16 protein-coding genes are annotated in these 18708 nt (G+C 42.1%); 2 read left to right on the top strand and 14 right to left on the bottom strand.

The window, feature by feature from the left end; genetic code table 11:
• The 6 genes from OU793_RS14130 to OU793_RS14155 all read right to left on the bottom strand — a co-directional run bounded on the left by OU793_RS14130 (window position 1) and on the right by OU793_RS14155 (window position 9693).
• A complete protein-coding gene (locus OU793_RS14130) occupies window positions 1-888 on the bottom strand; it encodes a LysR family transcriptional regulator (RefSeq protein ID WP_005489294.1) in 888 nt (295 codons plus the stop codon).
• Window positions 889-1047: 159 nt separating this feature from the next.
• Window positions 1048-2418 carry a GGDEF domain-containing protein gene (locus OU793_RS14135; RefSeq protein WP_025525648.1) on the bottom strand — a complete coding sequence of 457 codons (1371 nt, stop codon included), beginning with the start codon at window positions 2416-2418 and terminating at the stop codon, window positions 1048-1050.
• Window positions 2419-2427: 9 nt separating this feature from the next.
• Window positions 2428-3024: a response regulator transcription factor gene (locus tag OU793_RS14140; protein ID WP_005481323.1), complete on the bottom strand. Its 597-nt coding sequence runs from the start codon at window positions 3022-3024 to the stop codon at window positions 2428-2430.
• Window positions 3017-4183: an EAL domain-containing protein gene (locus OU793_RS14145; RefSeq protein ID WP_140103341.1), complete on the bottom strand. Its 1167-nt coding sequence runs from the start codon at window positions 4181-4183 to the stop codon at window positions 3017-3019. The genes OU793_RS14140 and OU793_RS14145 overlap by 8 nt, the downstream gene beginning before the upstream one ends.
• The gene (locus OU793_RS14150) at window positions 4167-7832 is read right to left on the bottom strand and encodes a transporter substrate-binding domain-containing protein (RefSeq protein WP_140103342.1); all 3666 of its coding nucleotides are present in this window, start codon (window positions 7830-7832) and stop codon (window positions 4167-4169) included. The genes OU793_RS14145 and OU793_RS14150 overlap by 17 nt, the downstream gene beginning before the upstream one ends.
• A gap of 409 nt (window positions 7833-8241) precedes the next feature.
• A complete protein-coding gene (locus tag OU793_RS14155; protein WP_005454305.1) occupies window positions 8242-9693 on the bottom strand; it encodes a DUF1254 domain-containing protein in 1452 nt (483 codons plus the stop codon).
• A gap of 192 nt (window positions 9694-9885) precedes the next feature.
• On the opposite strand from OU793_RS14155, the gene OU793_RS14160 reads away from it, so the two are divergent.
• Complete coding sequence (locus tag OU793_RS14160) at window positions 9886-10884, top strand: LysR family transcriptional regulator (RefSeq protein ID WP_140128877.1); 999 nt, start codon at window positions 9886-9888, stop codon at window positions 10882-10884.
• A 167-nt stretch (window positions 10885-11051) separates the two neighbouring features.
• Window positions 11052-11906 (top strand): LysR family transcriptional regulator, encoded by an 855-nt coding sequence (locus OU793_RS14165; RefSeq protein WP_140104203.1) that lies wholly within the window; start codon window positions 11052-11054, stop codon window positions 11904-11906.
• Between the two features lie 173 nt (window positions 11907-12079).
• Here OU793_RS14165 and OU793_RS14170 read toward each other — a convergent pair whose 3' ends face one another.
• From OU793_RS14170 to OU793_RS14205, 8 genes are all read right to left on the bottom strand, one after another.
• A complete protein-coding gene (locus OU793_RS14170) occupies window positions 12080-12538 on the bottom strand; it encodes a hypothetical protein (protein ID WP_031791905.1) in 459 nt (152 codons plus the stop codon).
• A gap of 222 nt (window positions 12539-12760) precedes the next feature.
• Window positions 12761-13324 (bottom strand): OmpA family protein, encoded by a 564-nt coding sequence (locus OU793_RS14175; protein ID WP_005459729.1) that lies wholly within the window; start codon window positions 13322-13324, stop codon window positions 12761-12763.
• A 1-nt stretch (window position 13325) separates the two neighbouring features.
• Complete coding sequence (locus OU793_RS14180) at window positions 13326-14711, bottom strand: VWA domain-containing protein (RefSeq protein ID WP_201452290.1); 1386 nt, start codon at window positions 14709-14711, stop codon at window positions 13326-13328.
• Between the two features lies 1 nt (window position 14712).
• A complete protein-coding gene (tadF, locus tag OU793_RS14185) occupies window positions 14713-15291 on the bottom strand; it encodes a tight adherence pilus pseudopilin TadF (protein WP_005498630.1) in 579 nt (192 codons plus the stop codon).
• Window positions 15281-15823, bottom strand: coding sequence for a TadE family protein (locus OU793_RS14190; RefSeq protein ID WP_005454147.1), 543 nt, complete (start codon window positions 15821-15823; stop codon window positions 15281-15283). The genes tadF and OU793_RS14190 overlap by 11 nt, the downstream gene beginning before the upstream one ends.
• Complete coding sequence (locus tag OU793_RS14195; protein ID WP_159404327.1) at window positions 15820-16908, bottom strand: lipopolysaccharide assembly protein LapB; 1089 nt, start codon at window positions 16906-16908, stop codon at window positions 15820-15822. The genes OU793_RS14190 and OU793_RS14195 overlap by 4 nt, the downstream gene beginning before the upstream one ends.
• Complete coding sequence (locus OU793_RS14200; RefSeq protein WP_159404326.1) at window positions 16908-17774, bottom strand: type II secretion system F family protein; 867 nt, start codon at window positions 17772-17774, stop codon at window positions 16908-16910. Before OU793_RS14200 ends, OU793_RS14195 begins: the two co-directional genes overlap by 1 nt.
• Window positions 17774-18643 carry a type II secretion system F family protein gene (locus tag OU793_RS14205; RefSeq protein WP_072828633.1) on the bottom strand — a complete coding sequence of 290 codons (870 nt, stop codon included), beginning with the start codon at window positions 18641-18643 and terminating at the stop codon, window positions 17774-17776. Before OU793_RS14205 ends, OU793_RS14200 begins: the two co-directional genes overlap by 1 nt.
• Window positions 18644-18708 lie beyond the last annotated feature (65 nt).

Genomic DNA, 18708 nt, shown 5'->3' on the forward strand with positions numbered 1-18708 from the left:
TTAAGCACTCATGTATTTTGCAATGGCGCCAGTTAACAGCTGGTGCATTGCATCATGCCGGTGACTTTGTTTCATTTGCACCACAATCTTGGGCCAACCATTCGGGTAGTAAGATTCCGGTACTCGTATAAAGTTGTACCCTTCTATTGGCGCTTGATACTCAAGCAACACCGTTGCCGCACTCTTTTTCTTAATTAGCTTCAACACGCTGCTGACATTATCTAACGCTGCAATTCGGTTGATCACCATACCGTGACTCTCCATTGCGCGCTTGGCAAGCTGCTCTTTCTCTTTCCAGCCGATGATTTCTAACATGATGAATGGTAATTGTGCAGCTTCTTCAAGAGTTGTAATCCCCAACTCTTCCGGAACCACAACCACTGCGGGTGCATAACCAATGAATTTCTGATGGACGGATTTCGGTAAGTCATCGTTAAAGTAATGAAGCTGCGCATCCACCTTGCCTAGGATGATCTCTTCAACCGTGTACTCAGTAATGGTGGCCACTGAAATGTGCGCTTTAGGGAACAGCTCCATCAAATCCATTGCGAGCAAGTGACCAAATGAGTATTGAGCGGTTTGCGGTAAACAGACTGTGATGTCTTTTTCGTAGTTTTCTGGCTCAAACTCACCACTGATTAAGCAGGTTTCAAGCTTTTCCAACGCGTCGGCAATTTTGGGCAGTTGACGCTTTAAATAGTCCGTCGGCTCCATGTGGTGAGGATGTCGGATAAACAGCTCATCGTTAAGCTGAAGTCGTAATCGGGCAAGGTATTTACTGATGGACGCTTCACTTTTCCCCATCGCTTTTGCAACGGGCTTGAGTTGGCGGTGCTTATCTAATAAGACAAGAATTTTGAGTAGGTTTAAGTCGAGATCTTTGTTCACACGCGACACCAGATGTAAGGTCAGAAAATAATTAGAGCAGCCATTGTTTGCTGGCTGCTCTAATATAAAAGACCACTCTTTCTGTTTGGTCAAATTAATCAAACAGTTATGTCATGGTTATGTCCAATCACTTGGCATTTTTATCAATAAAACTATTACTTACTGTGATTGTTGTCTGCGTTTTTTCATCTCATAGAGATCTTCATCTGCTCGAACGATAACATCTTGCAGTGATTCGTGTGATTCGTTTGCCGCAACGCCAGTGCTTACGCTAACTTCAATGTCTAACGTTTTAAGTCGGTTGTCTTTGACAACGCTACGTAACTTTTTCGCCAACATCGAAGACTGACTGATGCTACACCCCGGCAAGATTGCGATAAACTCATCGCCCCCAGTTCGGACGAGATAATCGCTGGTTCTGAACACTTTACGCATCGCATCGGCAATGATCTCGATAACCTCGTCCCCAACGTGATGACCATAGCGATCATTGATTCGCTTGATCCTGTCGCCATCAATGGCAATGACGGAATAAGGGGCCGTTTTCAAGCGGCGTTTGAATTCGCTATCTTTAAAGACTCTGCGGTTAAGTAACCCGGTTAAATCGTCTTTTGTCACATTCGTCAGTGCCGTCGCCAGACGAAGTTTGCTCTCTTTGGATTCATGCGCTTTGTTGTAATACGCCAAGGTTGCCAAAAAGAAAATAACAAACAGAAAGCTGTAATCCACCATCACTTTACTAAACGGGTACATGTAGACAATCAAGTTGTTGTTGTCTGCCACATAAGATTGGGTGTACGCGAACGATGGCCACGGATAACCCGAAAAATAGATCACCATTTGCTTGTTGCCATTGGAGATCTGTACGTCGACGGCTTTCCCTTCGTTATAAAGTGATGAAAGATAGAGCTGTTCCGAAAACTCGCCGACTAACTCACCTTGGAAATAAACCGGGCTCATGATGCTTATTGCCATGTCATCCGAGTAGGTGGTTTTAAACGGCAGAGAAAACAACACGCGATCAGTCAGTTGTTCTTTCCACGCAGCCAGAACGCAAGAGTAGTTGCTCTTGCACCAATCGACATCGAATGTGGCCTTCACACCTTCTAACGCTTTGATTGGTCGCTCTAAAATCAACTTGCTCCCAGTATAAGAGCGAAAGTACATAATGGCATTTTGTCGATTAAACGCATTCGATAAATACGCTTCGGCTTGATGCAGCGATTTGCGCGCGACGGCTTCAACGTAATTCAGCTTTTCGTACGGTGACAGCGAGTAAATCGCGTCTTGGAAGCTGAACTCAGTTTGAGCTTCCACTTCATCCACGCTCAAGCCTTTGTATTGTTCGAGCTTCGCTTCCGTCAGCAGCCCCATTAAAATGACTTTTTGCTTTATTTTGGCTAGGTTATTTGCGTAGGTGTTGAACTGCTTTACTTCATAAGAAATCAACACAGCGCCTATCATCATTGTTGAAGTCGCAAACAGTAACGTCGCCACAAAGAAAGACAGCGCGATGCTTTTAAATGTCATGGTGTCTCCTTAGGTCCCCGCTACTCTTGTTAGCTCGACAATGTTCTTTACGTTAAATTTATCCAGTACGCGGCGTTTATAAGTGCTGACAGTTTTATCGCTAATCGACAACACAGACGCGATATCTCGATTGGACTTGCCTTGCAGCAAATACTTCATCACGGCACTTTCTCTGCTCGAAAGTTGCGGCATTTCTCTTACTTCGTTCGCGACTTGCTTAAATTTAAAGAAGGTATAGCCCTTCACCACCGCTTCGATAGCGTCTTTCAGAATGTCGTGATTTTCCGATTTGCACACATAGCCATCTGCGCCAGATCGAAAAGCCATTTGACTGTACATTTGGCTGGTTTCCGCCGAGAAGAAAATGACCTTGCCTTCATAACCGTGGGATTTGATGCGTTTGTAGAAATCAAAGCCGTCGCAATCGGCCAAGTTCACATCCAAAATCAGCAGTTCAATGTTGCTCTCTTTTAATGTCTTAAATGCGGACTTAGCAGACGTTGCGGTAAACACTTCATTGGTCATCCCCAGCTCTTTCAGTAAGGATTTGATTGCAACGCAAACTAGAGGGTGATCATCAAAGATCAAACAATTCATTTTATTCATATCTTTCATTCAGTATGGTTATTGCTTCTAAAGGCATGGGTTTGTCGATGTAGAAACCTTGGCAAAGGTCAATTCCGTATTCACGCATCACTTGAAGCGTGACTTCATCTTCAATTCCTTCCGCGACGAGCCGTATGTTCAAACTTTTCGCCAGCGCACAGATGGCGACAACAATGTTGCGTTTTTTCATATCGCACTCGACGCCTTGCACAAACGAACGATCTATTTTGAGCTCGTTGAACGGCAGTTGAGCCAGTTTTTCAAACGTCGATGAGCCAGTGCCAAAGTCATCAATTGAGACGGTGACGCCGTTCATTCTTAGCTTGAGTAAGTTCTTGTACAGAGATGCACTGGTTTGAAACGTGTCGCGCTCTGTAATTTCAATGGTGATTTGAGAGGGGTCAATCTCGTTCTCAAGGCATTGCTGCAAAAAGCGATGTGAAAACTCCGGATCTTCCAAGTTTTCATGATCAACATTGATGGATACTTTTTGCGTCAAACCCCGATGCTTGATGTCATAAATCGCGTTATTCAAGACGGCTTGGAACAACTCGGCAGAGAGATGACAACGTTCAACAATCGGCAGAAAGTGGTAAGGTGACAACACGCCATAAATCGGATGACTCCAACGCGCGAGCGCTTCATAACCAAGCACCTCTCCACTTTGCGCATCCACTAGCGGTTGGTAATAGTTTTTCACTCGCCCTTCACCCAACGCGAATAAGAACTCTTGATCCTGCACTTCAATGGGTTGAATAAACGTCGCCTTTTTGGTTTTTTCACCTTTCATTAGGCTCAGCAGTTCAACCACTTGGTTTTCGTCATACGGCTTAGGCAGCTTTCCTAACACCTCAAAACTAAACTCTTCGCACATGGCACGCACCGCAGAGATGATGGTCAGCTCCATCGCGCTGACTAACACAACTTGTCCTTGGTATTGAATCTGATCGAGCATTTCCATCATGTCGATGCCGTCTTTTCCTGGCATCTGGATATCGCAAAAAATCACATCAAAATGCTGACGTTGCGCACATTGAATCGCATCATCGACACCGTTGAAGGACGTTACTTGCGCGCAATAGCGATTCAATATCTGCGTAAGTATTGTGGTCTGTAGTGGATGGTCATCAATCACCATCACATTAAGCTGTGTATTCATTCATCTCTGCCCAATAGTCTATATTGTCGATCTCCTGCTCGATTCGTAAAATTAACTCCGCGGCTCGCCTATCAAACTCCGCCGCGGTGACTCGCTCTGCCTCAATGCAAAGCTCAGTCAGCATGCTGATTCCAATTGCCCCAACCGCACCTTTGATGCCGTGGATAACCCGTTTTTTATCTCGCTCAGTCGAGGCGGCTTGTAGGTTTTCAATATCCATCGCCATAGATTGGCTAAACACACGCGCAATTTCTTTTGCGTCTTGCGTTTTAAAACGCTTAATCCAATCCGGTAATCGGGTCTTTTCTTTCTTGCCAATAAATGGCACCAAAACGGTTTTCAATTTGTTGAGGTCGTAAGGCTTGTAAAGTACATCATCAATACCGATGTCTTGTGTGCGCTCACTGGCAAGGCGAGCATCCTCTGCCGTCACACCGATGATTGGCAGCGATTTGAAACCAGACGCCCTCACATGTTTGATCAGTTCATAGCCATCCATTTCTGGCATGTGAAAATCGGTCAGCAGCAACACGACGTTTTCATCTTGGTTGATGTACTCCCAAGCCTCACGACCGTTATTCACAATCACAGGTTCGATACCAAGCTCACGCAGCTGCATTGAAATCACGCTTTGGTTGATTGGGTTATCTTCCGCAACTAATACCGTTCCGAGAATCCACGAAACTTCTTCGGACTTAAGCTCGTCCAACTTGCTCTCTTGCTGCGTTTGGCTAAGCAAATTGAACAGCGCATCTGGGTATTGAAGCTCTCGCAGCGTGAGACTACCGAGAATTTCTCGATCATCGCGCAACATCACACCATCAAAGCCCGCTTCGTTGTCTTGTGCGGCGTAAAGGTTCGCCATGCTTCTTGCCAGTGTTGCTGGCTGCATTTTCCATGCGTCACACCACTGACGAATGCTGAGTGGCAATGCCTCGCTGTAAGTCCAGTTCAAACACACTTCTGGTTCTGAATCACAACGCTCAATTGGCAATTTGACGGTGATCGTCGTACCCAAGCCGAATTGTGAATCGATGCAGAGCACGCCGCCCATACAGTCGATCAATCGGTCAACAATGCTCAGCCCTAACCCCGTACCGCCATATTTGCGCGTTATGCTGTCATCCGCTTGAACAAACGGGTTGAGAATGCCTTCGAGTTGGCCATCCGTCATACCGATGCCCGTATCTGCAACTTTCAAAATAAGCTGCTTTTCGTGCAGGATGACACTGATTCCGATCTCGCCTTCTGCTGTGAATTTCACGGCATTTGAGAGCAGATTGGTGGTGATTTGCACTAATCTAAGTGCATCGATTTCAATGAAAGCATCCGAAAACGGCTTGATCGTAACTTTGTAATCCAAACCTTTCGCAAGCGCTCTTGGCTCAAAGCTTCTAAACACATCGCACAAGGTTTTGAGTAAGTCGGTTTTAGCGGGAGCAACGGTTAGCTGCCCTGCTTCCAGCTTTGAGTAATCCAACACTTCGTCTACTAGCACATTCAAATGATTGAGTGATCGCATGGCCTGAGCGATCAACTCGCGATTTGAATCGGCCGTCACTTGGCGATTCAGCAAATCGAGGATGCCGTGCGCCGCCGATAATGGGGTTCTTAACTCGTGACTCATGGTCGCTAAAAAGTTTTCACGGGCGCGCACTGCAGTTTGTGCTTCTTTTTGCGCATCGATTAACGCCTGCTCACGCTCTTTTTGCTGAGTAATGTCTTGAATCACCGTTAGCACAAACTTCTTCTTCCCGCTTGGAGACGCGATGGTTTTACGCTCTCGATACACATGTTTAATACCGAGTTCGCACCCCGCAGACGCAACCTCTTCCGAGATGCGTTGTCCGCCAATTACAGTGGCCAATTCATCCGAGTTGTTCACGAGAGGCGCATTAGTCGAGCAGCTTTTCAGTTTACATTCTTGGCATTGCTTGCTCTTGTAGTTGGCACAGTTGCTCATTTCCAACTGGTTATCTTCACCGTGAATAAACACCAAGCTGTTAATTTCTTGAATGATGCCCATCAGCCATTGTTTTTCCGCTTCTTCATTGTTGGCATTCAGCTCAGCTAATTTCACCTTTAGACGTAGGTGCGCAAGAATGAAATACGCGGCAGCAAACATCAGAGAAAAAGCGATCGCACCTGCCAAGAAAAACTTTGCCATTTGCTCGTCGTCGTAGCCATAAACTAGGTTGAAGCTTCGGTGCGAGCGCAGCAGTTTTTCTATCTCATTTGAGTCAATGGTTTCGATGATGCTGTTGAGCATGTGTTGGAGCTGCGTATTGTGTTTTGCAACTGCAAACGCATTCGAGAACGTCAGAACGTCTTGCTCATTGATCACCAAACCATCGACCTGATCTTGTGCAATCATGCTATGAACAACGTCATCAGGAATGTAAGCCACGTCCAAAACGCCTGATTTTAAATCCGCAAGCAACTGTTTTAAATCGTCATAACGGTCAAAACGATCCTGTTGCCACACACCTAAGTGCACCAACCCTTGTTTCTTTAAACTCAGTAGAATGCCCGCTTTTTCTGGCGATGACTTGTCGCGCTCGCTCTCTTCTGCTTGGATAGAAACGTAATTGCTGTGCATGAATGGTTTAGTGATCAGCCAGTCTGACTTAGGGACTGGGCCCACATAAGATACCGGGACAATATCGGCATCAAACGCCGTCAACCCATTAGAAAGACTCGACGTCGGTTTCACATAGCTAAAGGCCAAACCCGTACGCGACTGAATTAAGTCGATAAAGTCTGGGAAGAATCCGTCCAGCTTACCCGTGTGCGAATCTCGATAGAGAAATGGATACGCTTCATCACTGCTGCTGTACGTGATCGTTAAGTTACTTTTATGATTACGACGGTACGCCACCAGCAACTTGTCGTTGATGTGATACGGGTTTTTTGATGCCACCGAACGAATGTTTTTACCGCTCTGCTCCCATTCAAGAATTTTGTCGATGTTGTCGATCAGTTTCTGGTTGTCTAGTGAGGCGATAAAACTCACCTCCTCTTCTTGCAGCCAATTCGGAATATCGACAATTCCTTTCACAATATCATTAGCATCAAGGTATTCGGTAATGCCCACATAGGTGTAAATCAACGCGTTAGCTTTGCCGCGTCGAACGTCATCAAAGGCTTCTAAACGCGTTTTCACGTAGATAATGTTGTCGATACCCTGCGAGGTTAGATTGTCGCAGTACACGCTGCCTTCCACACACACCCATTTGATATCGCGAATATCACGATCTTTGTAGCTAGCATCGCGATACCAAGCAGCGATGGTGCTGGAGAAAAAGGGTTTCGAGAACAGAAAACGCTTCTCTCTTTCTGGCGTTTTGCTAAAACCCACAGCGCCATCAATCACACCGTTTTCAACATCGTTAAGCAACGGCGGAATATGTTGATAAGCGCGCAGTTCTAGGTTGAGCCCAAGAACCTTAGCGATGTTAGAGAGATAATCGAGGTTGATGCCGTAAAATGGACCGACACTGTCTACAACGGAATTTGAAGAGTCGTTTTGTGTGATAACGCCGACTACGATGCTGTCTTTTGTATTTTCTTTCGCAAGCGCATTAAAGGAAACCGCAAGACTGGTTACGGTTGCGGTAAGTATGATTATTTTTCTTAGAATGCTGAACATAAATGCTTCCTCTAATTGGAAAGCCAGACTAAATTGATCAGCAAAAAAGTCAAATTTCGAACTTTAGCGAAATGACAATTAACTATATGTTTTTAATTGATTAATTAAAAATAAGTAAGGACATTCTGACAAGATATTCCACCTTTGACTACACGATATTTGCGTTCAATATCTCAACAGTAAATGTTCTGTGTTTCAGCCAATAAACAACTGGAAAGTTGGAAAACGCGCCATCAGATTATTCTCAAGACTTAGCCAGTTGATAAGTCTTGTTTATTTAGTAAAAAGCTCAGCCACAGGTAAAACAGTCCTGTAGCCGAGCTTAGTTTTGCCACAGGCAATCTCAGTTTTGAGGTGCCGTGTTATAACTCAGGGAGACGTGTGTTTCCCTATATTGATACCAATGTTCTTATTTGACGAGTTCGATATCACCCATCGTCCAGCTCTTATCGAACATTTTCTCTGTTGGGCCGTAGAAGCGGAAATACGTAAACCAACCTTCTCCTGGGTTCGTTTGTACCCAGTTGTTCTCATAACCTTTCACTGGCTTTGGACCGTAATAAACGTCAATCGAACCGTCAGAGTTAACTTTTAAATTCTTACGAGAAGAAATGTCTGGTGAGCCTGCATCGTTGATGATCATCAGACGATTGTTTTCATCGTAAACCGTCGTCGACCAGAAGTTTGACGCAGGGACATTCGCTGGTACATGCAGTTTGTAGGTATGTTCACCTGAAAGCCAGTTACCATCACTATCTTGATACGTTACTAAGTAACGCTGACCAAAGCCTGGAATCGTACTCTTCATACCGCGAGAAACCGTGATCGCTTCGTAGAACCAAGCCGCACGCTCATCAAGTTCATCGTAGTTTTCGCTTCGTTGATCAAGTGACACACTGATGGCATCTTTCCAATTCGTGCCTTTCCAGTACGGCTGTGTAAAACGCTTGGTGTAATCATTTGATTGCGCCATTGCTCGGCCGACTTTACTTGCTTCAAGCAGAATTTTCTTTTGCTCTTCTGTTGGGTTAAACGGTTTACCCTTCTCGATACCTAAGAACTTCAACTGAGCCATAACAAAACGATCGCGTTCTTCCACTGGGTTTTCTTGGATGATTTGATGGATGGTCTTCCAGTATTCCAAGCCATCTTTTGGAATATGCGTCCAATCAATTTCCGGCACTTGAGCAACCGGGATTTTACGACCTAGTTTGCCATCGGCGTATGGTTGCGTTGTGATGTTTGGCACCACTTGTTTCACTACGCGATCAACATCCGGTTCAAGAATACGGATGCCACCATATACAACATTGGTCTTCGGTCTAATGACGTAATAGCCTTTTGGATTTAGATCTTTGTATTTTTCACCCGGTGGCACAATCAAGTATTTACCACCTTTACCTTTATCTGGGCCCAATAAGCTCAAATCAGACAGTACGCGCTGATGGACATCAAGCATCATGCCCGCCATCTTAGCTTCAGGGAGGTTAATAATTAGGGGGCCTGTCTTTTCTAGGTTCCACGTACCGATAACATAAGGCGTTGTGAAGTTGGCGGTAATAATGCCTTGTTTTTGCTTAAGGGTATTGAAGAAGCCCATTTGACCTTCTTCAAATTTAAAATCATTACGGCTAACGTTCAGCCATTCCATAATACTTGAGGCAGGGATTCCCCAAAGATAAGCTTGGGTTGCACGCTGAAAATCCATTTCATTCAACATGTTTTTCATTGTTTCTTGTGTCGGAAAATCTGATTCAAATTTCAAATCACCCACGCGGCTTGGAACCACCGTTTCTTGTGCAAAGACAGAGGCAGACAGAAGCATACTCGTCACTGCTACTGCTAAAATGCGCTTTTTCATATGGAAGTAATCCTTATCTTATTAGATGGTGTTGCTCAAATGAGAACAAGTCTTTTCAAGTCTAGATTAGTGTTGAACCGATATTATTCTTTGTTCATATCTCAAACCCGCCATCATCATAAGGTTCATAGATAAGGAGATAAATTGACCATTTATTATTGGTAATATACCAATTTTGGTATAAGTTAATTTATGCAAACACGGATACGCCTTACACCACCAGAACGTAATCGAATGAAAAATAAAGATAAAAACAAAAAGCCGTTACATAATTTAGATTTGAATCTGCTAAAGATTTTTAGAGTAGTATCGGAAGAGAAGAAAACAGTCGCGGCAGCCAAGAGGCTCAACATCACTCAACCTGCTGTCAGCCGGGCGATGGCACGTCTACGTGAGCATTTTAACGACCCACTATTTGTGCGAACGAGGTATGGATTAAAGCCTACGGACAAAGGACAACTTTTATCCGATAGCTTACCTAAAATAATGGATGATTTATCGAATCTCATTTTAGAACTTGATGAATTTTCGCCAGAACGCAGTTCCGCGAATATAAAAATCGCAATTAATGGATTTTTTGGCGTCTCCTTCCCTGCTAAATTGCATTTAAAGTTATTAGATATCGCTCCTAATATCACAATAGAAACAGAAAGTTGGAGCTCAAATACCATTAGTAAACTGATTAATGGTGAGTTAGATTTGGGAATCAACTACCCTCTAAACAATGTCCCAAAAGAACTACAAACCAAGCACCTTGCCACCGATGAATTTCAGATATTAGCGAGAGATGCGCACCCTTTATCGAATCAAGCGATCGATTGTAATGACTTAAGTCTATATCCAATTGTCACTGCCATCGTCCCAGATTGGAATGAGAACAGAACGCTTATTGAGTGCTGGGCAGAGCGTGAAAACATTGAAACCGAAACCGCTTTTAGGTCCAGTTCCATTTTGTCTCTATTAGAAGTGATTTCTGAGACAGATGCTCTATTCCCCACATCTGCGTTTCTTTCAAGAAAGCATCTTTCCGGACTCAAAAGTTTGTCACTCTCTCCACAACTAAAAGCCTCCTTCAAAGGCGAGTCTCAAGATATTTACCTATACATGCACTATCGCCATCGCAATAGTCCTATTTATAAATGGCTGATTCCAATAATCGAAAGCACACTTTCATCCATTAACGATAATTAGTTGTTTTTTAAAGCCTTTCTATTCACCTTAGTGGCAACGTTTCATTTACCGGTGAGATATTAATATTTGATATATTCTGTATAACATCAACGAAGTTAATTGATCTTTGTTTTAGAGGTATATTGATTAAGCAATCAATATTAAAATAACAACAGACCATAACTTTAATGACTAATAAAAAACTGGATTTAAACTTAATCCAAACATTTTTAATTGCTGCAGAATATCAATCATACACCAAAGCGGCTGAGCACCTTGGCGTGACGCAACCAGCGGTAAGCGCTTCCATTAGGCGCTTGGAAGCACTAATTGAATACCAACTCTTCACCAAGGTAGGACGTTCAATTTCTCTGACTTCTAGAGGGCAGAACTTGCTCCCCAAACTAAGGCAAGCACTGTGTATGGTAGAGAATGCATTGTCCATTTCGCCTCAATTTAAGGTTTACTGCTCAGAGGTATTTTCGGGTAGTTTATCGTCGATTAACAACGTTTCTGTTCACGAAGCTGTCGCGACAAAAAACTTGTTACTGGAACTGCTTCATCAGCAGAAAATTGCGTTAATCATTGATTCAATCAAGTCTGATGATTCTACACTGGTCAATGAGGTGATTCACGAAGAGCCAAATGTCGTCGTATGCCGCAAAACACATCCGAGAATAAATGGACAAATCAATACCAAGCAGTTTTTTAAAGAAAAACACTGCGTGCTGACTGATGAATGGACTGTGAGCCAAACGACCAATCACAACCAATACCTAAATAACGTACAAGTCGAAACCGTGGCATCTTCTCTTTCTGGCGTCGTGTTAAACGTGATTGAGAGTGACAATATCGCGATAATCCCCCACTCTTTTGCAATGAAATGGAAGGAACAGCTAGACTTACAAGTGATTGACTTGCCCATTGAGTCAAACCTTGTCACCTACCATTTCATTTATCACAAAAGAGAAAAAAACAACCTGCACCACAAGCGTATTCGAAACAACATCAAAGAAACGCTAAAACCATTTTACAAATCTTAGCTCTTTGCTTGTTCCCGATGCCAAGAACCATACAGTTGTATCGTTAAGCCAGGCGCGGTTATCTAGCGGCTTTACCTCGTGTACTGATAATAATTGTATAGACAGAACAAAAGTGATGGTGGCTAAATTCGTTTTTAAATAACAGAGCTTTTTAAATGGCAAAGATATCGCGATTAAACTTGATGATATTTTTTGTTTTTACAATCATAGCTTAGCAACTCGTATGTATTTCTAATATCCAAGTACTTTTCATAATGTAAATAGGCAATGATTCTAGCGTCTGTATTAAACATCAATACGTTTAATGCATTTATTGAATCATATAAATCTTTACCATCAACACCTGACTCTTTATAACAGCTATTTATATAATTGAGTTCTTTGTAGAGTTCGCTAGCAATTAGCGGATTTTCTAACCTATCTTTTGCGAAATCATAACTTAATATACTTGTCGCGTATTGGATATAACGTAACATAAACTCTTTATCAGCTTCTGTTACTTCTAGGTGGTTAATGACTTTATCGACATCATCTCTGATATTATTTTTATTTAAGTCGATGCCTAATAATGTGTCAGAAACATCTTTGAGTATACGAGGGTTATATACATACTCCTCTAGTTGGGCGCTCATCGCTGGTTTTTCTACTTCAGCATAGGAATGGTAAGCGTTACCAAAAAACAAAAATATCGGCACGAAAATATGTTTACATTTCATTGATTGAGACAACTAATTTATACATTACAGAAACAATATTCACAAAAATAAAAGCTTAGTAAAAACTAAGCTTTTAAATACCACATAAGATTGAGCACATGAATATTAAAATTACAACAGCAAATAGTGGATTGCTCATTACTCTATAGTTAATACAACTCGACGGTTACAGCCTGACAGCTTATTCTCGTTCACCTTACATATAGGTGCAGACTCCCCAAAGGCCTTTTCCACGATTCTGTTGCCAAGCCCCAGATCTTTCTTTAAATACTTTGAGGCAGTGCTTGCACGTCGAAGGGATAAACTTTTGTTGTAAGCCTGGCTTCCGACATCATCCGTGTGCCCTTCAACGAGAATACGTTTGTCTTCGTTAACCAGTTCTAAATACTTTGATATAGCTTGTTTATGTACGTTTGTTAGATAGTGCTCATTAGTATCATAGTGTAGAACTAACGACATTGAGTTCTTATCAAATGTGCAACTTTCCGTGGCGTTTGTAGCTTCAACCTTTTCAATTTTTTCATCTTGCACAATGGAAAGATCCTCATTAATTACTGATGCGAGTTTTCCATCCACCTGAGTAATTTTTGTATCAGAGCTTTTCAAAACTTTTGAAGTAACATAGTTTTCACTTTGGTTGATACAATTAGCGAGCGCGACATTTGAAGTAAAAATAATCGCAAATGGTATTAACTTTTTCATTTTAATCTTTTAATCGTCCTGTTTCTTCGTTAATCAGATTTAATATATATTTGTAAACGTCTTTACCATTTTTCGCATGATAAATGTTTTTCTCACCAACGCACTCACCGAAGCCATCATCTTTTTGTACGTTGTAGTTAACACCTATTACGCCCATGGTGACCTTGGTTTTTTCACCCTCTAGCTTCGCATGTTCACTTTGAAACTTATTTTCTTTACTAGATATTCTTTTCTTAAGGCTTTCACACAAACCATGCTCACCCACTAATGACTTTAAGAATTTGTCATAAACCTGATAATAATAAGTTCGCCCATCATACTGGTCTACGTAATATTTAGTCACGACGTCATACTTATCTCTATAAGATCTATTTCTATTCAGTCCCATCGGGAATTGCACATCTGTATCTGCACCATCAGAAAGAATAATAAACACTTGCTCTGGGTTTCGATCTTCCTTTTTAACTTTATCCGCTTCTTTCGCCGCAGCAATTAAACCGAGCCATGATTGAGTACCGCCACCTCTTGCTGGCATCACTTTGTTGGAGTTTAGAATATCAATAAATTCCTGATATTTATCAGTCAGAGGGATATCCTGCGACTTATTATAATCACTAGCATAGTGCGGCTTTTGCTCTACTACAGACTTATCAAACATCTTATCGACGATGCTTTCAAATGACGCTTCAGTGTGAGAAAACTCACTTGCATAATCGTATAACTTCACTCGACCAGCGCCTTTATCGAACTTTGCGTTGTAGGCGTTATACGTTAAAAGCGCAACTCGACTTTTCTTATCCGGACTGGTTTTGAAGTTCTCCAACTCTTTAACGACTCTGGTAATCGTATCTTTTACGACCTGCATTTGAGTCTTGTTTCTTTCACCATACCATGGGTTACTCATCGATTGACTGGTATCCAATATGAAGTAGATATCAACGGGCTGAGGTAGGTATTTTCTCGTAATCGAGTCACCAGAGACCTTGAACTTGGGTTCTACACCAATTTCGTTGTGTGAGATCCACGAGTCATGCTCCGCAGTCGCGACAACGGTGAAGTCAGCAAATGGTGATAGCTCATTATTCCGTTGAACACAGCCATCTTTGTATTCACACTTTTTGGTGGATACGCTGATCTCGATATCGCTGATGTTGTCAGTAATGTATAAATCAACAATTCTCTGCGCATAGTCCTGGTCGTCTTTATTGTCTTTACCAGGGCTTGCGATCAAAGCAAGACTTGCTACTTCCGCCGCTTCTTCGATTTTGGAGTGCGCAAGTAAACGTTGTGTGTAACCGACAGAAAATGAGAAAGTGATGATTAATATAGGGAGAAACGAAACAAATATGATTCCAGCCACTCCTTTCTGCTTAGTGAAGCCCTTCATATTAAATCCTTGCAAATGAGTATGAACTGGTCACAACCTTGATCGGCTCACCACGCATTACACCGATGATATTGAAAGGTGTTTTGTAACATAGAGATACGTGATAAAGCGGAAGACGTCGGTTCTGTGTCGTCAGTGGTAATAGCTTCTTCGCTTCTGCCACCGTGATTTCCTTCAGATCTGGAAAATTACAATCTTCTGTTTTGCCTTTGAAGTTGGTAAACGTAACGAGCTTAGTGTCCTTTTCTTCTAACGAGAGCTCCGTGATTCTCATGCCTAATTCGCTGGCATCAAAATCTGGTAACGTACGTTTCAGCATGCCTTTCGCCATGTAAAACGCGTTATTTACTTGTGCCTCACAATGTCTACCGTTCTCACCACATATATTGAGTTCGTTGGCGAACAACTGTCGACGCTCGCTTATGACGCTTACGATGGAATAAACCACTCTATCCAACTGCCCTTTCTTGTTTACTGCGATCGTGTAGTTGATATGCATGGCAATGATTGAACCAAAAAAGAGTAATACCAATGCAAGTTCAACGATAAAGGCTCCGGTTTGTTTCGACTTAGCCACCACAAGTGATCTCCTCACCTAATTTGAAAGTGCATCGTTCATATTCTTGAACTGCGACCATCTCTCGATTAATGCTCATGCTTGGCATAACAAAGTTAAACAAAGGGTGATAAGTGAAACTCAATTGATAGATGGCTATCGGCATATTGACTGAGTTCGCCACTGCATCGCCTTTTTTGACATTAGGGCAATCATCTAAGGCTTGGCCGCTACGGTTACACTGCACAAAATCAGACAAATTTTTAAAGTAATAGACCGATGCCGATACCGATGAATGGTCGACAACCTTCGACCATAAGGCACCACCGCTAGATTCTAGTTTGGTTTTGACCACATCTTGATAGTCCACTTTTTCCGAGTTGCTAGAACTACCTTGTTTTTTACTACTCATCACAGCTGTCGTCAGCGCATGGTCGGTTACACCCATCGAATACGTAAGTACAGACAAGTCAAACCAGGTAAATAGCACCATGATCAAAACGGGTAAGCCCATCGCAACTTCGACCGTCAAACTTCCTTTTTGAAACTTGATCATAATTCAACGTACCTTTTCTTCGTGTAATCAACGACAAAAGCACCTTTGATATTCATGTTTTCAAGAAACTTCTTTGCATCATCTATATCGCTAAACTCACCAACGCAATAACGCTTCCATAAGCCGTGAGTGTAGGAATACACTTTGCCATAGTTGCCTTTCAGATAATTTAGGTAATCTGACGGAATGACTTTATAGGTTGCTAATACTTGAATTCGATAAATTGACGGCGCTTTAGGACGTAAGTTTTGCGGGTCTAATACTGAGCGCGCTACGTACTTTGGTTTCAAATCGACAGATTTCGTATCCATTTCCATATTTTTCTTTTCCTTTGACTTCGCGACCTGTTTGGGTGGAACTTTTGTATCTATTTTTTTATTCAGAGGTTTAACGCTCTTCATGAGCTTTTTCAGTTTGACTCGTGCGTCTTGCTCGCTACTGTTGTGTTTCAAAACCTCCAACGCCACATCCGGACGATTCGACCGAGTCGACGCCAAAAGGAGATTTGAACGTACCTTTTCATCATTTGGATTGGCAGCAAACAAGCCATAGAGCAGCTCCATCGCGGGCTCTGGTCTGCCTTGCAACATCATCACTACTGCAATATTGTTGTTTGCCTCACGGTCTGATGCGCCATTCTTCTTACTGTCATTGAAGTGAGAAATTGCACCATCGTAGTCTTTTTTACGTGCAAGTATTTTGCCTTTTAGAAGGTAGTAATCACCCTCTGGACCGCCATTATCTAAATACTCTTCTAAGTAACGTTCACTCGCATCGTAATTGGATTTTAAATATTCAAGCTTAGCTAAGATATAAATAATATCTGGGTCTTTAAGATCCTTTTTCTCTAGAGTGTTTATGTATAACTCAGCAGATTTTTGGTCTTTATTATCCAAATATAAATTGATCAGTTTTATCTTATAACTCGGGACTTCGACTAAGTTCGCTTTATAAAATTCAATAAGCTGTTCAGTTTGACCAGAGTTAGTCAGTAATTTTTCTTTTGTTACTAATTCTTGATTGATAGTTGAACAACCACTTAAAAAAAGTAACACCAAAAGAGAGAAATAGTTTTTTATATTCATTATCCTAGCATCCTCATTATCCCTGGCGCTGCGATTAGAACAACAATAGGAATCATGATAAAAGCGATCATTGGGATCGACATTTTTGCCCCCATCTTGCCGATTTTCTCTTCCAGTTCGAGCATGTTTATTTCTCGAATATCAGAAGCAAGAGAGGCTAACACTGCACCCACGGATGATCCGTACTTTAAGCTTTGAGTAAGCGTCATGACGAAGCTTTGTGCTTCCGTCGTTGGGACTAAGTCGTAAAACTCGGTGAGAGCTCGGTCTAACCCAACAATTTTGGCCCGTTCTGACGTTTTCTTAACGACATAAGCAAGGTTTTCATCGACCGTTTTTAGCTCGTTCGACAAGTAATCCAAGCTTGCTTCTAACGTCATCCCCGTGTGTACACAAACGTTCATCAAATCCAGTAAGAAAGGCAGCCGACTACTTACATGTCTCACGTTTGCATTCCCTCGCGATGAGATATACATATCCGGCGCGATCAAACAAACAAGCATAGAAAGCGAGAATGAAATAAACGCGGATGAAAACTCCATCTTTCCTTGAATGTAGGAGTAGCCAATAAACGCCAAACAAAAAACCAAGGGTATAATTTTCAATAGATAATAGGCTTGAGCAATAAACTCGCTATGAATACCTGCTCTAACCAAATTATTTTTTGTTTCTTCTTTATTAAAAGATAATCGAGAAAGATGTAACGATAATTTGTCAACAAAAGGCGTTTTTTCTTGGGTTGAGTCAATAATCTTTTTTGTTGAAATATTTGCTTTGGTTTTATCAAACACCTTTAACGAGTAATACGCGGCAGATAACGAGATAATTAAACCGAGCGCTAAGAAGATTAACTTAATATCAACCATTACCTAACTCCTCTTAATATCATGTAGATAAAGAAGAACCCAATAGCTTCACTAACCAAGACGTAATAAAAGATGGGCTTTCCCCCTTCTTCAAACATTACGAAGTTATAGTTTTCCGGGCTGGTCACTTTCAAAATCATGATAAAGATAACTGGCAACGCCGCGATAATTTTTGCTGATGCACGCGCTTCCGACGTCAACGCATTTTTCTTTTTCTCGATTGCCCTCGCTTCAAACATGATTCGGTTGATGCGGTTAATCACGTCTTTTAGCTGCCCACCTCGACTCAAGTTGATTCGAATTGTTGCGGCAAAGAAAAAGTACTCAACGTAAGGAAACGAAGCTGCACTTCGTGCCAATACATCGTCTGGGTCTTCACCAATCAGAAGTCGTTCTGACATTTTTTTGAACTCTTCGCCAACTTCATTATCAAGCTGAGTTCCTACGTATTCGAACGCATGGACAATACTTTGTCCCGAGGAGAGTGCACCCGACAGGATGTTTAGTGCATCTGGAAAGTTGTCCTTGAATCGCTGCGCTTGGATACCACTTAATTTGAGGATAAACATCACAAATAATATTGGTTCTAACGCCAGCAGCACTTTCCAGTACTCAAACATAAAAAACCAATCATTAACGCAGTAAACAGCTATCGAAGACGCAGCGAAAAAGCCGATCAGTTTTAGTCCTGCATTTGGGCTCAGCAGCTTTTTCAGCTGCTTAAATTTGTCCTTTACTTTCTTTTTATAGCTAACATCAAAACTCTCCGAGTCGATAACCGCTCGGGAGCCAGTAACGCCCTCGAATGTATTGGACTGTTCAATGATAGACGTGATTTCTTTTTGTCTTTTCACATGACCAATAAACAGGAATAACGCGACAGCAACCGGCTTTGTTGCGTAATTCAGACGAGAAACCAAACCTCCTAAAGTTG

The organism is Vibrio sp. VP6, from assembly GCF_028823755.1.
In the GTDB taxonomy this organism is placed as follows: domain Bacteria; phylum Pseudomonadota; class Gammaproteobacteria; order Enterobacterales; family Vibrionaceae; genus Vibrio; species Vibrio parahaemolyticus.